Source organism: Salinispora pacifica CNR114 (assembly GCF_000514775.1).
GTDB lineage: Bacteria > Actinomycetota > Actinomycetes > Mycobacteriales > Micromonosporaceae > Micromonospora > Micromonospora pacifica.
In genome coordinates this window covers 1-17,166 of record NZ_AZWO01000008.1, presented here as the reverse complement: position 1 = coordinate 17,166, position 17,166 = coordinate 1, and the positions used below count along the sequence as shown (strand labels likewise).

18 protein-coding genes and 1 pseudogene are annotated in these 17,166 nt (G+C 69.9%); 7 read left to right on the top strand and 12 right to left on the bottom strand.

The genetic code is table 11. The annotated features are described in order from the left end of the window. Positions 1–61: 61 nt before the first annotated feature. The 3 genes from B118_RS0106740 to B118_RS0106730 form a co-directional block, all read right to left on the bottom strand. Positions 62–754: an aggregation-promoting factor C-terminal-like domain-containing protein gene (locus tag B118_RS0106740; protein WP_018221124.1), complete on the bottom strand. Its 693-nt coding sequence runs from the start codon at positions 752–754 to the stop codon at positions 62–64. Positions 755–1,036: 282 nt separating this feature from the next. Beyond that, entirely contained in the window at positions 1,037–1,408 is a 372-nt protein-coding gene (locus tag B118_RS0106735) for a hypothetical protein (protein WP_028192544.1), read from the bottom strand. Between the two features lie 31 nt (positions 1,409–1,439). Further along, positions 1,440–1,784, bottom strand: a complete 345-nt coding sequence (locus B118_RS0106730; protein WP_018221126.1) for a hypothetical protein — start codon at positions 1,782–1,784, stop codon at positions 1,440–1,442. A gap of 266 nt (positions 1,785–2,050) precedes the next feature. Here B118_RS0106730 and B118_RS0106725 point away from each other — a divergent pair, with 266 nt between their 5' ends. The 3 genes from B118_RS0106725 to otsB all read left to right on the top strand — a co-directional run bounded on the left by B118_RS0106725 (position 2,051) and on the right by otsB (position 3,932). Beyond that, complete coding sequence (locus B118_RS0106725) at positions 2,051–2,494, top strand: helix-turn-helix domain-containing protein (protein ID WP_018221127.1); 444 nt, start codon at positions 2,051–2,053, stop codon at positions 2,492–2,494. Positions 2,495–2,653: 159 nt separating this feature from the next. After that, the gene (locus tag B118_RS0106720; protein WP_018221128.1) at positions 2,654–3,007 is read left to right on the top strand and encodes a hypothetical protein; all 354 of its coding nucleotides are present in this window, start codon (positions 2,654–2,656) and stop codon (positions 3,005–3,007) included. A gap of 100 nt (positions 3,008–3,107) precedes the next feature. Then, on the top strand, positions 3,108–3,932 hold the full coding sequence (gene otsB / locus B118_RS0106715; protein WP_018221129.1) for a trehalose-phosphatase: 825 nt from the start codon (positions 3,108–3,110) through the stop codon (positions 3,930–3,932). A gap of 116 nt (positions 3,933–4,048) precedes the next feature. On the opposite strand, the gene B118_RS0106710 is transcribed toward otsB, so the two are convergent. From B118_RS0106710 to B118_RS0106700, 3 genes are read right to left on the bottom strand one after another with little or no spacing between them, the layout of a single operon-like run. Further along, complete coding sequence (locus B118_RS0106710) at positions 4,049–4,819, bottom strand: isoprenyl transferase (protein WP_026185416.1); 771 nt, start codon at positions 4,817–4,819, stop codon at positions 4,049–4,051. A gap of 31 nt (positions 4,820–4,850) precedes the next feature. After that, positions 4,851–6,071, bottom strand: coding sequence for a geranylgeranyl reductase family protein (locus tag B118_RS0106705; protein ID WP_028192543.1), 1,221 nt, complete (start codon positions 6,069–6,071; stop codon positions 4,851–4,853). Between the two features lie 36 nt (positions 6,072–6,107). Continuing rightward, complete coding sequence (locus B118_RS0106700; RefSeq protein WP_018810729.1) at positions 6,108–7,946, bottom strand: phosphoenolpyruvate carboxykinase (GTP); 1,839 nt, start codon at positions 7,944–7,946, stop codon at positions 6,108–6,110. Positions 7,947–8,081: 135 nt separating this feature from the next. Here B118_RS0106700 and B118_RS33855 point away from each other — a divergent pair. From B118_RS33855 to B118_RS0106690, 3 genes and pseudogenes are all read left to right on the top strand, one after another. Beyond that, positions 8,082–8,166, top strand: a pseudogene (locus B118_RS33855) (GtrA family protein); the annotation flags it as partial. A 140-nt stretch (positions 8,167–8,306) separates the two neighbouring features. Further along, positions 8,307–8,882 (top strand): GtrA family protein, encoded by a 576-nt coding sequence (locus B118_RS0106695; RefSeq protein WP_018221133.1) that lies wholly within the window; start codon positions 8,307–8,309, stop codon positions 8,880–8,882. A gap of 64 nt (positions 8,883–8,946) precedes the next feature. Then, a complete protein-coding gene (locus tag B118_RS0106690; protein ID WP_018221134.1) occupies positions 8,947–9,642 on the top strand; it encodes a GtrA family protein in 696 nt (231 codons plus the stop codon). A gap of 91 nt (positions 9,643–9,733) precedes the next feature. Here the strand turns inward: B118_RS0106690 and B118_RS0106685 are convergent, their stop codons facing one another. Both B118_RS0106685 and B118_RS0106680 read right to left on the bottom strand, forming a co-directional pair. Beyond that, positions 9,734–10,357, bottom strand: coding sequence for a PH domain-containing protein (locus B118_RS0106685; RefSeq protein WP_196230329.1), 624 nt, complete (start codon positions 10,355–10,357; stop codon positions 9,734–9,736). A 64-nt stretch (positions 10,358–10,421) separates the two neighbouring features. Then, on the bottom strand, positions 10,422–11,297 hold the full coding sequence (locus B118_RS0106680; RefSeq protein WP_028192542.1) for a biotin--[acetyl-CoA-carboxylase] ligase: 876 nt from the start codon (positions 11,295–11,297) through the stop codon (positions 10,422–10,424). A gap of 85 nt (positions 11,298–11,382) precedes the next feature. Here B118_RS0106680 and B118_RS0106675 point away from each other — a divergent pair, with 85 nt between their 5' ends. After that, entirely contained in the window at positions 11,383–12,966 is a 1,584-nt protein-coding gene (locus B118_RS0106675) for an acyl-CoA carboxylase subunit beta (RefSeq protein WP_018810725.1), read from the top strand. Positions 12,967–12,984: 18 nt separating this feature from the next. Here B118_RS0106675 and B118_RS0106670 read toward each other — a convergent pair whose 3' ends face one another. The 4 genes from B118_RS0106670 to B118_RS0106655 form a co-directional block, all read right to left on the bottom strand. Continuing rightward, entirely contained in the window at positions 12,985–13,866 is an 882-nt protein-coding gene (locus tag B118_RS0106670; RefSeq protein ID WP_018810724.1) for a hypothetical protein, read from the bottom strand. Next, positions 13,859–14,359, bottom strand: a complete 501-nt coding sequence (locus B118_RS0106665) for a SigE family RNA polymerase sigma factor (RefSeq protein ID WP_018221139.1) — start codon at positions 14,357–14,359, stop codon at positions 13,859–13,861. The genes B118_RS0106670 and B118_RS0106665 overlap by 8 nt, the downstream gene beginning before the upstream one ends. Before the next feature lie 106 nt (positions 14,360–14,465). Beyond that, positions 14,466–15,209, bottom strand: coding sequence for a M50 family metallopeptidase (locus tag B118_RS0106660; RefSeq protein ID WP_018810723.1), 744 nt, complete (start codon positions 15,207–15,209; stop codon positions 14,466–14,468). Between the two features lie 75 nt (positions 15,210–15,284). Further along, a partial coding sequence (locus tag B118_RS0106655) for a serine/threonine-protein kinase (protein ID WP_018810722.1) occupies positions 15,285–17,166 on the bottom strand: 1,882 nt, incomplete at its 5' end.

The following is a 17,166-nucleotide window of genomic DNA, read 5'->3' as shown; positions in this document are numbered from 1 at the left end:
GGAGTGTGACCAAGCACACCCCGTCGCCACCCGACAAATCAGCAGTAGTCCCTGCTGGAGCTCAGTACCAGCCCACGCGCTGCAGGTAGGCCCAGGCATTGCACGGCGTCTGGTAGCGACCCTCGATATAGCCAAGCCCCCACCGGATCTGGGTTTTCGGGTTCGTCTCCCAGTCGTCGCCCGCCGAGGCCATCTTGCTACCGGGCAGCGCCTGCGGAATGCCATAGGCGCCGGTCGACGGGTTGCGGGCCTGGTGGTTCCAGCCGCTCTCCTTGGTGAAGAGCTTGTCCAGGCAGGGGAACTCGTCGATTTCGAAGCCGGCGTTGAGCATCTCCGCGCAGCCGATCTGCCGGTTGCCGGTGAACTCCGCACACGATGCCGGGATCGGGCCGTCGTACGGCTTCTCCGCGGCCGCCTTGGCCTTGGCCTCGGCCTCGGCCTTGGCCTCGGCGAGCTCCGCCGCCGCCGCTCGGGCCGCGTTCCGCGAGGCCACAGCGGCCTCTTCCCGGCGCTTCCGCTCCGCCGCCGCCTCGGCCACCGCGGCGTCGCGCAGCTTCTCCTGGTATTCGGTGGCCTGCTCCTGCATCGGATGCACCTGCGGTGCTCGCAGCGCAACCTGCTCGACTCCGGCGGTCTCCAACAGGTGTTGGCCCTGATCCCGGTCGTCGCCCAGTTGGAAGCCGCCGACGACGCCCGCAGAGAGCAGCGCCACCGCGGCCGTCCGGGCACCCAACCGGCTCCACAGCCGATTCACGAGGTGGTCCCTTCCTTTCGGGGCACGGAAACGGCGCTGACCACACCCGGATGGGGTGGGGTCACACCGCGAGCGCTCCGACCGCGCGGGTCCCCTGGCAACCCCGCCAACGGGGACGCGGGCGAACGATCACCGACGATCCGCCGGTTGTGCGAGCGCTCGGGGACACGATTGCGCACAGTAGAGCGGATGGGAAACCATCAGCCCCAATTGTGACCTGCACCACTCTCGAACCCCGCCTTTCGCCACCCAGGGTAGTCGAGAGCTTCACCCGCCGACCGCTCACCCACTTCGCCGAACCAGCGTCCCGGTCGAATGTCGGCCATCGACCGGAGCCGTCGCCGCACCGGTCCCTTGTCGGCCACCGGCCGGAGCCGCCGCCGTGCCGGTGTAGGTGGTGCCGGACCGGGCCATCGGGGGCGCGATGCGGGTGCGAGCCGCCTCCACCGGCCGCGGGCCGGCGAGCGCGGATGCGATCGCCGCCTGGGCGTCGCGCCGACGCCGGTTCCAGGCGCCGCGGTCACCGTCGAAGTAGCCCTGCCGGTAGCCGAACCGGTAACCGATCCGGTAGCTGAGCTGACCATGCAAACGACCGGCGGCATAGCTGGCGGCGGTCAGGACGCAGACGAGGAGCAGGGCGAGGAGTGGGCTCATCCGGCCACTCCGGACTGTGGGCTGTGTGAACTCATCGTTCCTCCGGCTCAACCGGGGTGGGATCCACGACGAGTAGCTGGTCGAGGTCGGCGGTGCCGACCTGTTCGACCAACTCGACGCGGATCCGGCACCCGTCCAGGACAACCTCGGCCACCGACGAGCGGCGAAGCTCACCGCCCGTGTCGTAGACGCGGACGCGGAGCTCCGGACAACCGAGGTGGGTACGCCAGGCGTGCCACTCCGCCCGGTCCCCGACGCTGAGGGAGAGGTAGCGGGAACCCCGGGCCAGGTAGAGGCACCAGGGCGCGCTCAAACCGGTGGCTACCCCGGCGGCGATCAGGCCGAAGGCCTGCGCTCGGGTGGCGAGTTCGGTCACCAAGTCCCCCTCGTGCCGGAGATATCACGCATGGGAGCAAGCAGTCGTCATCTCCTGCAGGGACACACGGTAGAGTGTCCCGCGAACGTGACAGTATCAGCTTTTCGCCTGATTCCCCCCAGCCGCGCAAGCACCTATTAACCCAGGTGAGGACCGGTATCAGGAGCGCTGATCTGGACAGCGAAAAGCCGAGCAGATCGTCACATTCACGTGACAACCGCGTGCCAGGAGACCGTTCGAGGGCTCCGTAGCCGTACGGTCACCAGGTGACCGAGACGGCCAACGCACGAAAGATCGCCTTCGCCACCTTCGTCCGGCGCGCACTCGAAGAGGCCCGAGCTACCCGCGCCTGGAGCGGCACTGAGGTCTCCCGGCGCACCGGCGTCTCCCGACAGACGGTGAACCGATGGGTCCGGGGCGACTGGGCCAGCGACCCCGAGGCGGAACGCGTCGTGGCGTTCTGTGAAGGACTCGGGCTCGACCCGGCAACCGCCTTCACCACGCTGGGCTGGGACCGACGGAGCACCCCCCACCGACCCGAGACGATCCCGCCCCCGATGGATCCCGACGTCGAGGCACTCCTGCGCCGACTGGTCAACCCCGAGGTGTCGGATGCGGAGAAGTTCCACATTCGAGAAACTATCCGATACCTCGCGTATCGCCCCACTCTCCCGGTGGCAGCACCAAACCAGGGCAAAAAGGTTGGATGATCCTCAGATGGCGAAAGAACAGCAGGTCAGACTCATTCGTTTCACTCCCGGGCCCGGATCGGCACGCTAGCGTCCCTACTCGTACTGCTTGGGCTCGTCGTCGGCGGGGGGACGGGAAGGCCGAACCCAGCCCTGCGGGACAGAAGGAGGGGTCTGTCCATGACCCTGAAATGGTTGGCAGTCGTGGTCGGCACCGCGTCCCTGACGCTGTGCGTGACCGGGAACGCGGTGACCCTGGCGGTCAACGGCGAGCAGCTTCCCCTGCTCGTCAACCTCGTCACGCTCACCGCCACCGGCACCGCCGTCGTCCTGGCCGTGCTCGCCGAACTGAACGAACGACTCAACGACCGAATCAGCGCGCTCACCGAGTTCCTGGTGGCCCGGCTCAACGAGATCGAATCCGGCACCGGTGACCGAAACTCCGGCTTCGTCGAGGGCTACCTGCTCAGGCACAGTCGGGAAGCCACCGTCGTCCCAATCGGGCGTCGGGGACGGGAAGCCGCCGAACGCTGAACGCCACCACCAAGACCCGGCATCCACCCGCCGCCAGGCCCGGTGGCCGGGTACCTCACGGCCACGATTGAGCCGCTGCGAGCGGGGTACGCTGTCGCGCGTGCCGCCGTTGAATCTGGGCAAGCAGCCGCCGAAAACCCCGTTCACCGCCGACCTCGCCTGGCAGAGAACCGCTGCCCGGGCTGCCGGAACCGTCCTCTTCTTCGACTTCGATGGCACCCTCGCACCGGTCCGGGACGACCCGACGGCGGTGCACCCCGCACCGAGGGTGCGCACCGCGATCGAGGCGCTCGCTCCCCTCGTCCGTCGGATCGCGATCGTCTCCGCCCGCCCGGTCGACTTCCTCCGCGAGCGACTCGGTGATCTCGCCGGTGTTGACCTCTACGGTCTCTACGGGCTGGAGCACAGCCACTCCGGCGGCGAAACCGTCACCGAACCGGCGGCGCTGCCCTGGGTGCCGACCATGGCGGAGCTCGCCGGCCAGGCCCGCGCCGAGCTGCCCGCGGGCACCCTGGTGGAGTACAAACGGCTCTCGGTGGCACTGCACTGGCGGACCGCCCCGCAGCTCGGACCGGCGGTTACCCGGTGGGGCTACGCCCAGGCCGAGCAGCTCGGCCTCCGGGTCCAGGCCGGACGGATGGTCCTCGAGCTGAAGCCGCCGGTCGACCGGGACAAGGGCATGGTCATCGACGAGGCGGTGCGGGACGCGGAGGCCGCCTGGTACTTCGGCGACGACGTATCGGACATCAAGGCCTTCGCGGCGCTACGCGCCCGGGCCGCCGCCGACCCGCGCTTCTTCGGCGTCTGCGTCGCCGTCGCCAACCCGGAGACCGGTGCGGAGGTTGCCGCCGAGGCAGACCTGACCATCGACTCACCCGCAGACCTCGGCGACTTCCTCACGGCCGCCGCGCGCCGGCTGGCCTGACTCCCGGGCTGCGGCGCACCAGCGGCCGTGGCACACCCCAGCCTCGGGCCGGTTCGGGGCCGCCGACCAGGTGCGCGGTGATCCCGGGCCAGCCAGCGACGGCGGTCCCCGGGCGATCAGATACCGAAGCGACGCTGGCGGGTGGCGTAGGAGCGCAGCGCGCGGAGGAAGTCGACCCGGCGAAAATCCGGCCAGTTCAACTCGCAGAAATAGAACTCCGAGTGGACGGACTGCCAGAGCATGAAGCCGGACATCCGCTGCTCGCCGCTGGTCCGGATGATCAGATCGGGGTCCGGCACGCCCCGGGTGTAGAGGTGCTCGGTGATGTGCTCGACATCGAACGTCTCGGCCAGCTGCTCGATGCCGGTGCCGGCCTTCGCGTGCTCGTGCAGGAACGACCGCACCGCGTCGGCGATCTCGCGCCGGCCGCCGTAGCCCACGGCGATGTTGACCTGTGCGCCGCCCACCCGGTCCCGGGTCCGCTCCGCCGCTGCCTTGAGCGCCGCCGCGTGCTGCGCCGGCAACACGTCGAGCGCCCCGACCAGCCGCAGCCGCCAGGGGTTGCCCTCCTCGGCCAGCTCGCTCGTCAGGTCCTCGATGATCTGCAACAACGGATCGAGCTGAGCGGCCGGGCGGGTCAGGTTGTCGGTGGAGAGCAGCCAGAGCGTCACATGCCCGACGCCGGCCGCGTCACACCACCGCAGCAGCTCCTTGATCCGCTCGGCACCGACCCGGTGGCCGTCGTTGGGGTCAACGAACCCCATCTCCCGCGCCCACCTGCGGTTACCGTCACACATCACACCGACGTGCTGAGGCACCGGCTTGCCCGCCAGCTTGGCCGTGAGCCGGCGTTCGTACACCGAGTAGACAACGTCCCGCAGAGTCATCACCTGCCAGGGTAGCGACCGGAATGACGCCTCACGGCTGGGGATGCCGATCCCCGACGGCCAGACCACGCCCGATCATTGCCAGCGTCCGGAGATCCAACCGGCCGTCGCCGAGCCCCAACTCCACCACCGCCCGATACACCCGGTCATCCCGGTCGGCCGCCCACACCGCCGCGTCCACCACCGATTCCCGCCGGGCGAGCCAGGCCGCAACCGAGCTGTGCCGCAGATGGCCACCGAGTCGACGACGAAGCGCCGCGGTGTAGCGCCGAGCGGCCTGCCCCGGCGTACGACTCACCACGGCGCCGGCGAGCGCTCCGGAGAGCAACGCGTAGAAGATCCCCTCCCCGGTGAACGGATTGATCAACGAGAGCGCGTCACCCGCCAGCACCACCCGGCCGCGCCCCGGCACCGGCCGATGGGTGGAGAGCGGCAGGTGGTGCGCTCGCAGGGCGGTAACCGCCGCCGGATCGAGCCCGGGTAGCAGCGCTGGAATCCGCGCGACGAGGTGTTCCCGGGTCAGCGACTCGCCGCGGAGCACCTCCCCGTACCCGACGTTCGCCCGTCCGTCGCCGATCGGGAAGGACCAGGCGTATGCCGGCCAGCGGGCGGCCGAGGTGACGATGAGCTGCTCCGGCGGGCCGGGCGGGGCGGGCGCGTAGCCCCGGATCGCCAGGGCCAGATGGCGGTCCGGATTCGGGGGGTGTCCCAGTACCCGACGCACGACGGAGCCCGCACCGTCGGCACCCACCACGGCCCGCCCGGCGATCTGCCCATCGAGCACGACCCGGTCCGCCCGCACCTCGACCCGACGTACCACGTGCCGACGCAGCTGGGCGCCGGCCGCGACGGCCGCCGCTACCAGCCGAGCATCGAAGACGGTTCGGGGCACCGTGTACGCCGGGCGGGGCAGTGCCCGCGCCACCGCCGGTCCGCCCGGGGCGACCAGGCGAAGTGCGCGCAGCGGGGCGTATCCGGCCACCGGGTCGGGCACCCCCAGCCCGGCCAGGACATCCAGCGCATCCGCGGCGATCCCGTCCCCGCAGGCCTTGTCCCGGGGGAAGTCGGCCCGATCCAGCAGGAGCACCCGGGCTCCGGTCCGGCGGGCGGCGAGGGCGGCGGCCGAGCCCGCCGGGCCGGCCCCCACCACCACCACATCGAACTCGTCGCCCCCGTCAGCCAGCCCGGTCGCCACGTCGTATCCCCTCTCCGCCGCCGAGCTACCGCTCTCGGCGGCCGTTGCGGGGATCATCCATCGCCCGCGGCGCCGGCCCAGCCAAATCCGCTCCTACTGCGGCTCCACGTCGAGCCGAGCACGCAGCGCGTCCAGCTCAGCCCAGAGGACACCAGGCAGCTTGTCCCCGAACTTCGTAAACCACTCGGTGACCATCGGTAGTTCGGCCTGCCACTCGTTCGCGTCGACCTTCAGTGCGATCCGAATGTCTTCCGAGGTCATGTCCAGGCCCTCGATGTCCAGCGCGTCCGCGGTGGGAACCATGCCGATCGGCGTCTCCACGGCGTCGGCCCGGCCCTCGATCCGCTCGACGATCCACTTCAGGACCCGGGAGTTCTCGCCGAAGCCCGGCCAGAGGAAGTTACCCTCGGCGTCCTTGCGGAACCAGTTGACGTAGTAGACGCTCGGCAGCTTCGACTCGTCGCCGTCGACGCCCTTACCCATCTCGATCCAGTGCCGGAAGTAGTCGCCGGCGTGGTAGCCGATGAAGGGCAGCATCGCCATCGGGTCGCGACGCACGACCCCGACCGCGCCCGAAGCCGCGGCGGTGGTCTCCGAGGAGAGCGTGGCGCCCAGGTAGACGCCGTGCACCCAGTCCCGCGCCTCAGTGACCAGTGGAACGGTGTCCCGACGCCGGCCACCGAAGAGGATCGCGTCGATCGGTACGCCGTTGGGGTTGTAGTAGTCCTCGGCGAGGATCGGACACTGGGTGATCGGGGTGCAGAACCGGCTGTTGGCGTGGGAGGAGAGGTGTTCGCTCTCCGGCGTCCAGTCGTTGCCCTTCCAGTCGATGAGGTGCGTCGGGGGCTCGCCCATGCCCTCCCACCAGATATCACCGTCGTCGGTGAGGGCCACGTTGGTGAAGATGGAGTTGCCGCGGTCCAACGTCCGCATCGCGTTGGCGTTGGTCTTCCAATCGGTGCCGGGGGCGACCCCGAAGAGGCCGTACTCCGGGTTGACCGCGTAGAGGCGCCCGTCCGGGCCGAACCGCATCCAGGCGATGTCGTCCCCGATGGTCTCGACCTTCCAGCCCGGGATGGTCGGCTCCAGCATGGCGAGGTTGGTCTTGCCGCAGGCCGACGGGAAGGCCCCGGCGATGTGGTAGACCCTCCCCTCCGGCGACGTGATCTTCAGGATCAACATGTGCTCGGCGAGCCAGCCCTCGTCCCGCCCCATCACACTGGCGATCCGCAGCGAGTAGCACTTCTTGCCGAGCAGCGAGTTGCCGCCGTAGCCGGAGCCGTAGGACCAGATCTCCCGGGTCTCCGGGAAGTGCGAGATGTACTTCGTCTCGTTGCACGGCCAGGACACGTCCTGCTGGCCCGGTGCCAGCGGCGCGCCGATCGAGTGCAGCGCGTGCACGAAGTCCGCGTCGTCGCCCATCGCCGCGAGGATCTTCCCGCCCATCCGGGTCATGATCCGCATTGAGGCGACCACGTACGGACTGTCGGTGATCTCGATGCCGAACATCGGCTTCTCGGCCTCTACCGGGCCCATGCAGAATGGGATGACGTACATGGTGCGACCGCGCATGCAACCGCGGTACAGCTCCGTCATCGTCCGCTTCATCTCGGCCGGGGCCATCCAGTTGTTGGTCGGGCCGGCGTCTGCCTCGTCCACCGAACAGATGTAGGTACGCTCCTCGACCCGCGCCACGTCCGTCGGATCGGTTCGCGCGTAAAACGAGTTGGGCTTCTTCTCCGGGTTGAGTCGGACCAGGGTGCCGGCCTCGACGAGTTCGTCGGTGAGACGACGCCACTCTTCTTCTGACCCGTCCGCCCAGACCACACGGTCCGGGGTGGTCAGTTCCGCGATCTCACGGACCCAGGCAAGCAGTTTGGGGTGGGATGTCGGGGCCTGATCGATACCCCGAACAGTGGCCGGAGCAACCATGACACATCTCCTTGTGGTCGACGCTGACCGGTCTATGGGATGCACGAGGCTTGACGGCGCGTCGCGTCGCCTACGTGAAACCTGGGATTGGCCTCAGCGTAAACCGGCTTGCGTCACCAGTCAGTGGGACTGGTTGTGAAGAACTGCACAAGCTACGGTCCGGCTGCGGCATCGCGAGCTAATACCCGCTTTCACGCGCAGTTTCACGCAAATCCAGTGACGAAACAGCTGGCCTGTCGTCGTCCGGTACGGCGGCGGTGACCGTGTCCCCACTTGGCCAGGTCACTCGGGAGGCACTGCCCGGGGCGGTAATTCCCCGCTCATCGCTGTCGGGACCGGCCATGCCGACCGGTGCTACCCGTGCCGCGGGCCCGCACCCGGTACGCTCGCTCGGTGGCAGCGACGATGACCGGGGAGCCCGGCTCCCGGCGAACCCGGCCGGGCCTGATCCACTCCTTGCTGGACCGGTTCGGTCACCTCGTCCACGAGTTGAGCAAGTTCGCCACCGTGGGCGGCATCGCCTTCCTCGTCGACTTCGCCCTCTTCAACCTCCTGACCTCAGTGCAGGACGTCGAGCAGGTGACTGCGAAGACCATCTCCACGGTGGTGGCGGCGACCTTCGCCTTCCTCGGCAACCGGTTCTGGACGTGGCGACACCGCCGGGGCGGCAACCCAGCCCGCGAGTACGCGCTCTTCTTCATCTTCAACGCGGTGGGCCTCGGTATCACCGTGGCGGTTCTGGCGATCAGCCGCTACGGCCTGGGCCAGATCTGGCCGGAGGTCTTCCAGACCCCGCTGGCGGACAACATCGCCAGCTATCTCGTCGGCACCGGGCTGGCGACCCTCTTCCGGTTCTGGTCCTATCGACGGTTCGTCTTCGTACCAGCGGGAACTCCCGCCGCACCGGAAGCGAAGCACGACCGATACCGGGCGTGACCTGGCGCCCATCTCGCCAGGCCGGGGCGATCCCGGCCCAGCCAACTCGCCTAAGGTGTTCTGCATGCGTCTTGTCCGTCTCCTGCCCGAGCGCTGGCAGAAGTTCCTGCATGAGGCGCTCAAATTCGGCATCGTCGGAGGCGTCAACACCGTTATCAATTACGCGGTGTTCAACGCCCTTGCACTCACTGTCTTCCAGGGCGGCGCACTGAAGGCGACGGTCGTCGCCACCATCACCGCGACGATCACGTCGTACCTGATGAATCGCCACTGGACGTACCGTGATCGCCCGAAAACGGCAGTTAGACGCGAGTATGCCCTTTTCTTCCTTTTCAACGGTGCGGGGCTCCTCATCGAGCTGGGCGTGCTGGCCGCGGCCAAATACGGCCTCGGCGTGACCAGCCTGCTCGCCCTCAACCTCGCCAAGACGATGGGTATCCTGCTGGCGACGCTGTTCCGGTTCTGGTCCTACCGGACGTTCGTCTTCCAACCCGCACCAGCGCCGGCCACCAACAACTGGCACAGCATCCCCCGCGACGAGTGGGACACGATGGCCGAGATGGACCCGGTCGCCGAGCTGGCGGAGTCGGTCTCGGAGCTGGAGGAAACCGCCCCGCCACCGGGCACCCACCACCCCCTCCGCGCACCGATCCAAGGCCTGACCATCCCGCTGGACGCCCGCCTCGACCTGGACCGGGAGCTGGCCGCCGAGCTCGCCGCGGAGCTGCAGACGAGCACCCGCCGATCCCGTCGCCCCTGACCGTGCCCGGCTCCGGGGCGGGGCGCCGGCCCAGCCCGCCCCAGCCCGACCCGGAGCCAGCTCAGCCCGGCTGCGACGGGACCGCTCAGCCCTACTCCCCGGACGGCCTGCCGTCCCGGGCCTCGGTCAGCGCCTCCCGAGGCTCGGCGTCGTCGGACGGCGGTCGGTCGTACTGCGCCTCCACCAGCTCGTAGAGCGTAGTCTGCACCCGCCCCACCTGCGGCACATCAACCAACACCGACCGCCCACGCTCCCCCGCGGAGTCGATGGTCAGGGTTCCGCAGCCGAACAACCGCTCGCTGAGGCGCTGCTGCATCGCATGGTCGGTGACCCGGGTGAGCGGGATGCCCCGGCGGTCCCGGGAGAGCACGCCCTGTTGGATGAGCACCCGCTCACTGGTGAACAGGTAGTGGGTCGCCTGCCAGACCAGCGCCGGCCAGAGCGCGAACCAGAGCACCCCCACCAGCGCCGCCCCGCCCAGCACCACCAACGCCGCCGCCCGGCCAGCACCGTCGGGGGCCAGCACCAGGGCGGCCACCACCACCGCGACGGCGAGCACCATCACCGCGACCGGCCGGACCAGGGCCTTCCAGTGCGGGTGCAGATGCAGCACGACGTGCTCGTCCTCGGTGAGCACGTCCTCCGGAAACGCCACGGGTACCTCCAGCACAGATCGGACGCGCAGACCGTAACCGCTCACCCCATCCCACGACATCAGCCGCGCGGGCCGGACGACGACAGCGCTACCGAGCTCGGCCCCGCCGGTCAGCCGTGGCCGTTCAGCGCAGATGCAGAATGTCGCCGGCGGAGAGGTGCCGGGTGGCCTCTGGGGTGGCCACCACCAGCTGGCCGTCGGCGTCAACGCCGGTCGCCGTGCCGGTCAACTCGCCGCCGTCCGGCAGCAGCACCCGGACCGGACGGTCCACGGTGGCACAGACGGCCAGGTACGCCGCGCGCAGGCCGCTGGCCACCGCATCACCCTTAGCGGCCCGCCACCGCCCATACCAGTCGCCCAGCGACCGGAGGAGCGCCCGCAACAACGGATCCCGGTCGGTCGCCGCGGCACCGGCCAACTGCAGCGAGGTCGCCGGCAGACCATTCGGGTTCGCCGGCAACTCATCAGCACGAAGAGTCACGTTCAGCCCGATGCCGAGGACGATCGCGGGGGGCGCCGCCGTCCTTGCCATCGGCACCCCCTCGGCGAGGATGCCGCCGCACTTCGCCGCACCGATGAGCAGATCGTTCGGCCACTTCAGGGTGGCCTCCAACTCGGCCAGCCGGGTCACCGCCTGCACCAGCGCCACTCCGGCGAGCAGCGGCAGCCACCCGTACGCCGACGGTGGCACCGGCGCCCAGCCCCGCTCGGCCACCGCCTCCCCCGGCCGAAGCAGGACGCTGGTCGCGATCCCCGCCCGGGCCGGCGACTGCCAGTCACGGCCCCGCCGCCCCCGCCCCGCACGCTGCCGCTCCGCGACCAGTACCAGGCCCTCCGGCTCCCCCGAGCGGGCATACTCGGCCACGTCCGCGTTGGTCGAACCGGTCTCCGCGAGAAGCTCCAGCCGGGCCCAGGCACCGTGCGGCGCGACCAACGCGCGACGCAGCCGCGCCACCGACAGTGGTGGGCGATCCAGATCGGTGTACGGGGAACCCAGCATCCCGCCAGCCTACGGCCCTCCCGATCACCGGTGGTGAGGCGTACTGCACAGCGGCGCCGAGCTGAACCATCGTTATATTCCCTTGGTGACTACCGAGACCGGGACCAACATCCACAGCACCGCGGGCAAGCTGGCGGACCTGGAGCGTCGGATCGACGAGGCGGTGCACGCCGGGTCGGCGCGCGCCGTGGACAAGCAGCACGCACGGGGCAAGAAGACCGCGCGGGAACGGATCGAGCTCCTCCTCGACCCGGGCTCCTTCGTCGAACTGGACGAGCTGGCCCGACACCGGTCCACCAACTTCGGACTGGCGAAGACCCGCCCCTACGGCGACGGCGTCATCACCGGCTACGGGACCATCGACGACCGCCAGGTCTGCGTCTTCGCGCAGGACTTCACGGTCTTCGGCGGCTCCCTCGGCGAAGTCTTCGGCGAGAAGATCGTCAAGGTGATGGACCTGGCCATGAAGATCGGGTGCCCGGTCATCGGGATCAACGACTCCGGCGGGGCGCGAATCCAGGAGGGCGTCGCCTCGCTCGGCCTCTACGGCGAGATCTTCTTCCGCAACGTACGGGCCAGTGGCGTCATCCCGCAGATCTCGCTCATCCTGGGCCCGTGCGCGGGTGGCGCCGTCTACTCGCCCGCGGTCACCGACTTCACCGTGATGGTCGACCAGACCTCACACATGTTCATCACCGGCCCGGACGTGATCAAGACTGTCACCGGTGAGGACGTCGCAATGGAGGAGCTGGGCGGCGCCCGTACGCACAACTCGCGCAGCGGCAACGCGCACTACCTCGCCACCGACGAGGAGGACGCGATCGAGTACGTCCGGGCGCTGCTGTCGTACCTGCCGTCGAACAACCTGGACGAGCCGGTCACGTACCCGGTCGACATGGACCTCGAGATCAGCGACGAGGACCGGGAGCTGGACACCCTCATCCCGGACTCGGCGAACCAGCCATACGACATGCACCAGGTCATCGAGCACGTCCTCGACGAGGGCGAGTTCCTTGAGGTGCAGCCGCTGTACGCGCAGAACCTGATCGTCGGCTACGGCCGGGTCGAGGGCCGGCCGGTCGGCGTGGTCGCGAATCAGCCCATGCACTTCGCCGGCACGCTGGACATCGCCGCGTCGGAGAAGGCCGCGCGCTTCGTCCGCACCTGCGACGCGTTCAACATTCCGGTACTCACCTTCGTGGACGTACCCGGCTTCCTCCCCGGCACCAGCCAGGAGTGGGAGGGCATCATCCGCCGGGGCGCGAAGCTCATCTACGCGTACGCCGAGGCCACCGTCGGGAAGGTCACCGTCATCACCCGCAAGGCGTACGGCGGCGCCTACGACGTCATGGGCTCCAAGCACCTCGGCGCGGACCTGAACTTCGCCTGGCCAACCGCCCAGATCGCGGTGATGGGAGCGCAGGGGGCGGTCAACATCCTGCACCGGCAGGAGCTGGCTGGCGCCGCCGACCCGGCGGCGCGGCGCGCCGAGCTGATCACCGAATACGAGGACACCCTCGCCAACCCGTACATCGCCGCCGAACGCGGGTACATCGACTCGGTCATCCCGCCACACGAAACCCGGGCACAGATCGTCCGCGCGCTGCGGGTCCTGCGTACCAAGCGCGAGACCCTGCCCCCGAAGAAGCACGGCAACATCCCGCTGTAGGTGTGCGGTCAGCGGGGTTCAGCAGGGCGGGCTGGCGGCGGTGCACATGCGGCGGGCCGCCACGTCGGCGAGGCGGACCAGTTCCGCCTCGCCGGCCATGCTGAGGAAGAGCACCGTCACCAGGTCACCGACGCGCAACACGACCCGCAGCTCCGGTGAGTTCGCCACGGCCTGCGGTTCGCCCGTCGTGGGGTTGACGGACAGGGAGGACGAATGCCGCAGCAGGAGCGACTCCTCACCGGCGAAGTCCACCTGCGGGGTGTCCCAGTGGTGCAGCGCTTTCAGTTCCACCGCGCTGCCTTCGTGGTAGGCCGTCCAGACCTCCCCCTGCTGGGGGCAGGAGGCGATCGTCTGTCGGACCTCGGCGAAGAAACGAGCCGCGTCATCACCGCGGAACCGATACAGATCCTGCACAACCAGGATGTCGCCGAGCCGATCGGGGCCGCCGGCCGACCACCGCAGTAGCGTCTGCGACCGGTTCATCCACGCCTCCGCCTCCGGGCCCGGGCCACATCGGTCGCGCCCGAGCCCCAGCGTGACCGTCCCGCCCAGGGCGGCCTCGCCGAGGTGCAGCTCCGTGCGCACGACCAGGTCCGACTGTTGGACGAAGAGCTCGGGCGGAAGGTCGGAACGCACCGCCGCAACCTGCCCGGCGGGCGACGCGGGGGTGCTTCCCACCGCGGCCTGCACCGGTACCGAGGTGGCCGGTGAGTAGCTCCATGGGGGGTTGATCACCGCGACGGTGACCACCGCCAAGGTCCCCACCAGGACGATCCCCGCCAACAGGGCGGTACGCCGGCTGCGACGGCGGGCCCGAGCACGGAGCTCCGCCGCCTCCAGCCAACGGACGTCGCGCAGGCCGCGTTGCATCGGCTCGGAGACGCTCAACTCATCACGCATCGACGGCCTCCTCCAGATCGACGACAGCGAGCAGCCCGGCGAGAGCAGCCCGGCCGCGAGCCAGCCGGGCCTTGACGGTGCCGACCGGGGCGTTGGTCTCCCGGGCCACCTCGACGACGGGCATCCCCACCAGGTAGTAGAGCGCGATCGCGATGCGCTGCTCCTCCGGCAGCCGGCGTAGTGCGGCGACCACCGCCACCGTGTCGGTGCTTGGCGCCGGGACGCTCTCGGTGGCACCGTGCCGCAGGTACGCCCGGGCGCGGCTGCGCAGGCTGCGCCATCGGCTGACCGCGATCCGGCTCGCCACCACCCGCACCCACGCCTCCGGGTTGTCGTACCCGCTCACCGTGGACCAGCGCTGCCAGGCCCGGATATACGCCTCCTGCACCGCATCCTGGGCCTCGGTGAGATCACCGGTGAGCACGTACACGAAGCCGAGCAGCCGCTGTCGGCTCCCCCGATAGAACTCGTCGAACCCATCGACATCCGGCACCTGGCTACCTCCCGTGGCGGTCGCAGAGGACACGCCCCAGCGCCGGCCCCAGGTTGCCGGCAGCTCCCGGCTTTTCCGCCCCGACTGGGCCAACCCGGGCTCCGGTTCAGCCGGTCAGCCCGTACCCGGTCAGGGCCGGGCCGGCCAACAGAGCCGCGCCGAAACCCAGCACGACCAGGTTGACCAGGGCGAACATCGTGACCCAGAAGAACGCGGGGAAGGGGGTGATGCCGGCGAGTTGGTCGGCGTCGGAGGCGGGCATCCGGCCGCTGGCGCGTAGCCGTTGCAGCTCGACCACCGGGCGGATACCGCCGAGCAGCAGGAACCACACCCCGGTGTACGCGAACGCCGCCTGCACCTGTGGTGCGGCGTACCAGGAGACGGCGAGTACGAGCCCTCCGGTGACCAGCAGCGACAGCACTCCGAAGACGTTGCGGATCAGGACCAGCATCGCCAGCAGCAGTGCGACGGCGATCCACAACAGCAGGGTGATCCGGTTGCCACCGAGGATTCCGGCACCGGCGAGCCCGACCAGCGGTGGAGCCAGGTAGCCGGCGAGCAGGGTGATCACCATGCCGGGTCCGGTGGGGCGACCGGCGGAGAGGGTGAGCCCGGAGGTGTCCGAGTGCAGCCGGATGCCGTGCAGGCGACGGCCGGTGAGCAGGGCGGCCAGGGCGTGCCCGCCCTCGTGGGCGATGGTGACCGCGTTGCGGGCGACCCGCCAGGGTCGACCGGCGCTGACCACAACCAACGCCCCCACCCCGGTCAGCAGCACCAGCAGCGGGGGCGGGTCCGGCTGCGCGCCGAGCAGTGTGTCCCAGATACCGGTCAGACCGTCGATCGACACCATGGGCGGGGAGCCTACCGCCCTCGTCCCGGCCGACCTCCGGCCCGATCTGGCCGCCCTCGGCCAGCCGGGAGGAGATCAGCTACGTACTGGCACAAAACCGGCGGCGATGATTTCGAAGATCGACTCGTTCGCCGCCCAGTCGTCCTCCGGGCAGTCCCAGCGGATCGCGTACCCCTTGTCGGGCGCGGTCACGAAGCCACGATTGCGGACGTGCAACCGACGTCCGTAGTCGTCATCGAAGATCCACTCCCAGTCGGCGGCCTCATCCCAGTAGTCCACTGAAACGATCTTGACGTGCTGGTAGCCACGGTAGCCGTCGCGTCGGGCAGCCTCCTGCTTACGCCAGTCGGCCACAGCATCGTCCAGTGGCGTCGTCGTCTGGTCGATGAGCAGGGCCCGCCCCTGACCGTCGGAGAACCGGACCCGATAGTCCTCCGGCCCCCGACCCCATTGCCGGCGGTAGTCCAGGTCGAACCCCGGCGGCACCGGCACCACAAATCCCGTGGCGTCCCGGTGTAGCTTCCAGCCGGCCGGCAGGGCCGCGCCTGCCGTGCCACTCGGGGTCGGGCTGACGCTGGCCGGCGGAGGGCTGGCGCTGGCCGTCGGGGGGCTCGTTGGCGCCGTGGCGCTCGGAGCCGAGTTGGCCGGAGCCGTGGTGGCCCCGGCACCGGTCGCGACGGCACCCGGATCCACTCCGTCACCCTCCGTGGCGAGCCGCGGATAGGCCACCACGACACCAAGCAGGAGCAGGACCACCACGGCACCGATCAGCAGGTTGCGACGGGTGACGTGACGCTTAGTACCGGCCGCGGGCACCCCGGGTGGGGACATGGACGATGCCGGGGCAGCCGACAGCCCACCGAGCTTCGCCGTCGGGTCGGCGTACGGTCGGTCCACCGGAGGATCGACCGGCGCGGTCGGGCCGGTACCCGTCACCTTCGCGGTGCGGGCGGCATCCGCCGGCGGCTCGGCCGTCGGTGGTGGCGCACCGGGCGACGGCGGCGATGCCGGTGCCACCGACGCCGGGGGTTCGGACAGCTTCGGCGCCGGTCGCGGCGCCGGCACAGCCGCCGGCGTCCGCCCCGGGCGACGGTTCGGCCCGGGCCGGCGTACGCCGGACAGCAGCGGGATGAGCTGTGAACGCTTGCCGCCGGCTCGGCGCAGTAGTCGCTCCGCCACCTCGGCGGTGATCCGCTCAGTCGGATCCTTACGCAGCAGGCCGTTGAGCACCGGACGCAGCGGGCCGGCGTTCTTCGGCGGCGGCGGCGGCTCGGTGGCCAGCGCCGCGAGGGTCGCGATCGCCGAGGGACGAGCATACGGCGACTTACCCTCCACCGCCGCGTACAGGGTCGCCCCCAGCGACCAGAGATCCGCCTCCGGCCCGGCAGTACCGTCCCGTGCCCGCTCGGGCGCGATGTACGCAGGCGAGCCGAGCACCATGCCAGTACGGGTGACATTCGGGTCACCCGGAACCGTGGCAAGACCGAAATCGGTCAACACCACCCGCCCGTCCTCACCGAGCAACACATTGCCCGGCTTGACGTCCCGGTGCATCACCCCCGCCTTGTGCGCCGCCTTCAGCGCACCAAGCACCCCCAGACCAATCTGCACCGCCCGGGCCGGCGACACCGACCCCTGCTCCGCCAGCGTGTCCTGGAGAGACTTCGACGCCACATACTCCATCACGATCCACGGATCACCATCGGTACGCAGCACATCGAAGATACGAACGACGTTGACGTGATTGAGACGAGCGATCGCCCGCGCCTCGCGCAGCGAACGCTCCCGCATCTCACGGCGCTCCTCATCGGTGAGACTGGGCGGCGGAACCAACTCCTTGATCGCCACAGTCCGATGCAGCACCTCGTCCTGCGCCTTCCACACCCGACCCATGCCACCCTGACCGATCGGCGACAAGAGCCGATACCGGCCAGCGACGAGTTCCGAGGGTGCGTTC

Bases quoted from the DNA above. Each gene is read 5' to 3' on its own strand.
- B118_RS0106735 (WP_028192544.1), bottom strand. From the start codon at position 1,408: ATGAGCCCACTCCTCGCCCTGCTCCTCGTCTGCGTCCTGACCGCCGCC.
- B118_RS0106680 (WP_028192542.1), bottom strand. From the start codon at position 11,297: ATGCTGGGTTCCCCGTACACCGATCTGGATCGCCCACCACTGTCGGTG.
- B118_RS0106670 (WP_018810724.1), bottom strand. From the start codon at position 13,866: ATGCGTGATGAGTTGAGCGTCTCCGAGCCGATGCAACGCGGCCTGCGC.
- B118_RS0106700 (WP_018810729.1), bottom strand. From the start codon at position 7,946: ATGGTTGCTCCGGCCACTGTTCGGGGTATCGATCAGGCCCCGACATCC.
- B118_RS0106720 (WP_018221128.1), top strand. From the start codon at position 2,654: ATGACCCTGAAATGGTTGGCAGTCGTGGTCGGCACCGCGTCCCTGACG.
- B118_RS0106710 (WP_026185416.1), bottom strand. From the start codon at position 4,819: ATGACTCTGCGGGACGTTGTCTACTCGGTGTACGAACGCCGGCTCACG.
- B118_RS0106705 (WP_028192543.1), bottom strand. From the start codon at position 6,071: ATGATCCCCGCAACGGCCGCCGAGAGCGGTAGCTCGGCGGCGGAGAGG.
- B118_RS0106660 (WP_018810723.1), bottom strand. From the start codon at position 15,209: ATGGTGTCGATCGACGGTCTGACCGGTATCTGGGACACACTGCTCGGC.
- B118_RS0106690 (WP_018221134.1), top strand. From the start codon at position 8,947: ATGCGTCTTGTCCGTCTCCTGCCCGAGCGCTGGCAGAAGTTCCTGCAT.
- B118_RS0106685 (WP_196230329.1), bottom strand. From the start codon at position 10,357: ATGTCGTGGGATGGGGTGAGCGGTTACGGTCTGCGCGTCCGATCTGTG.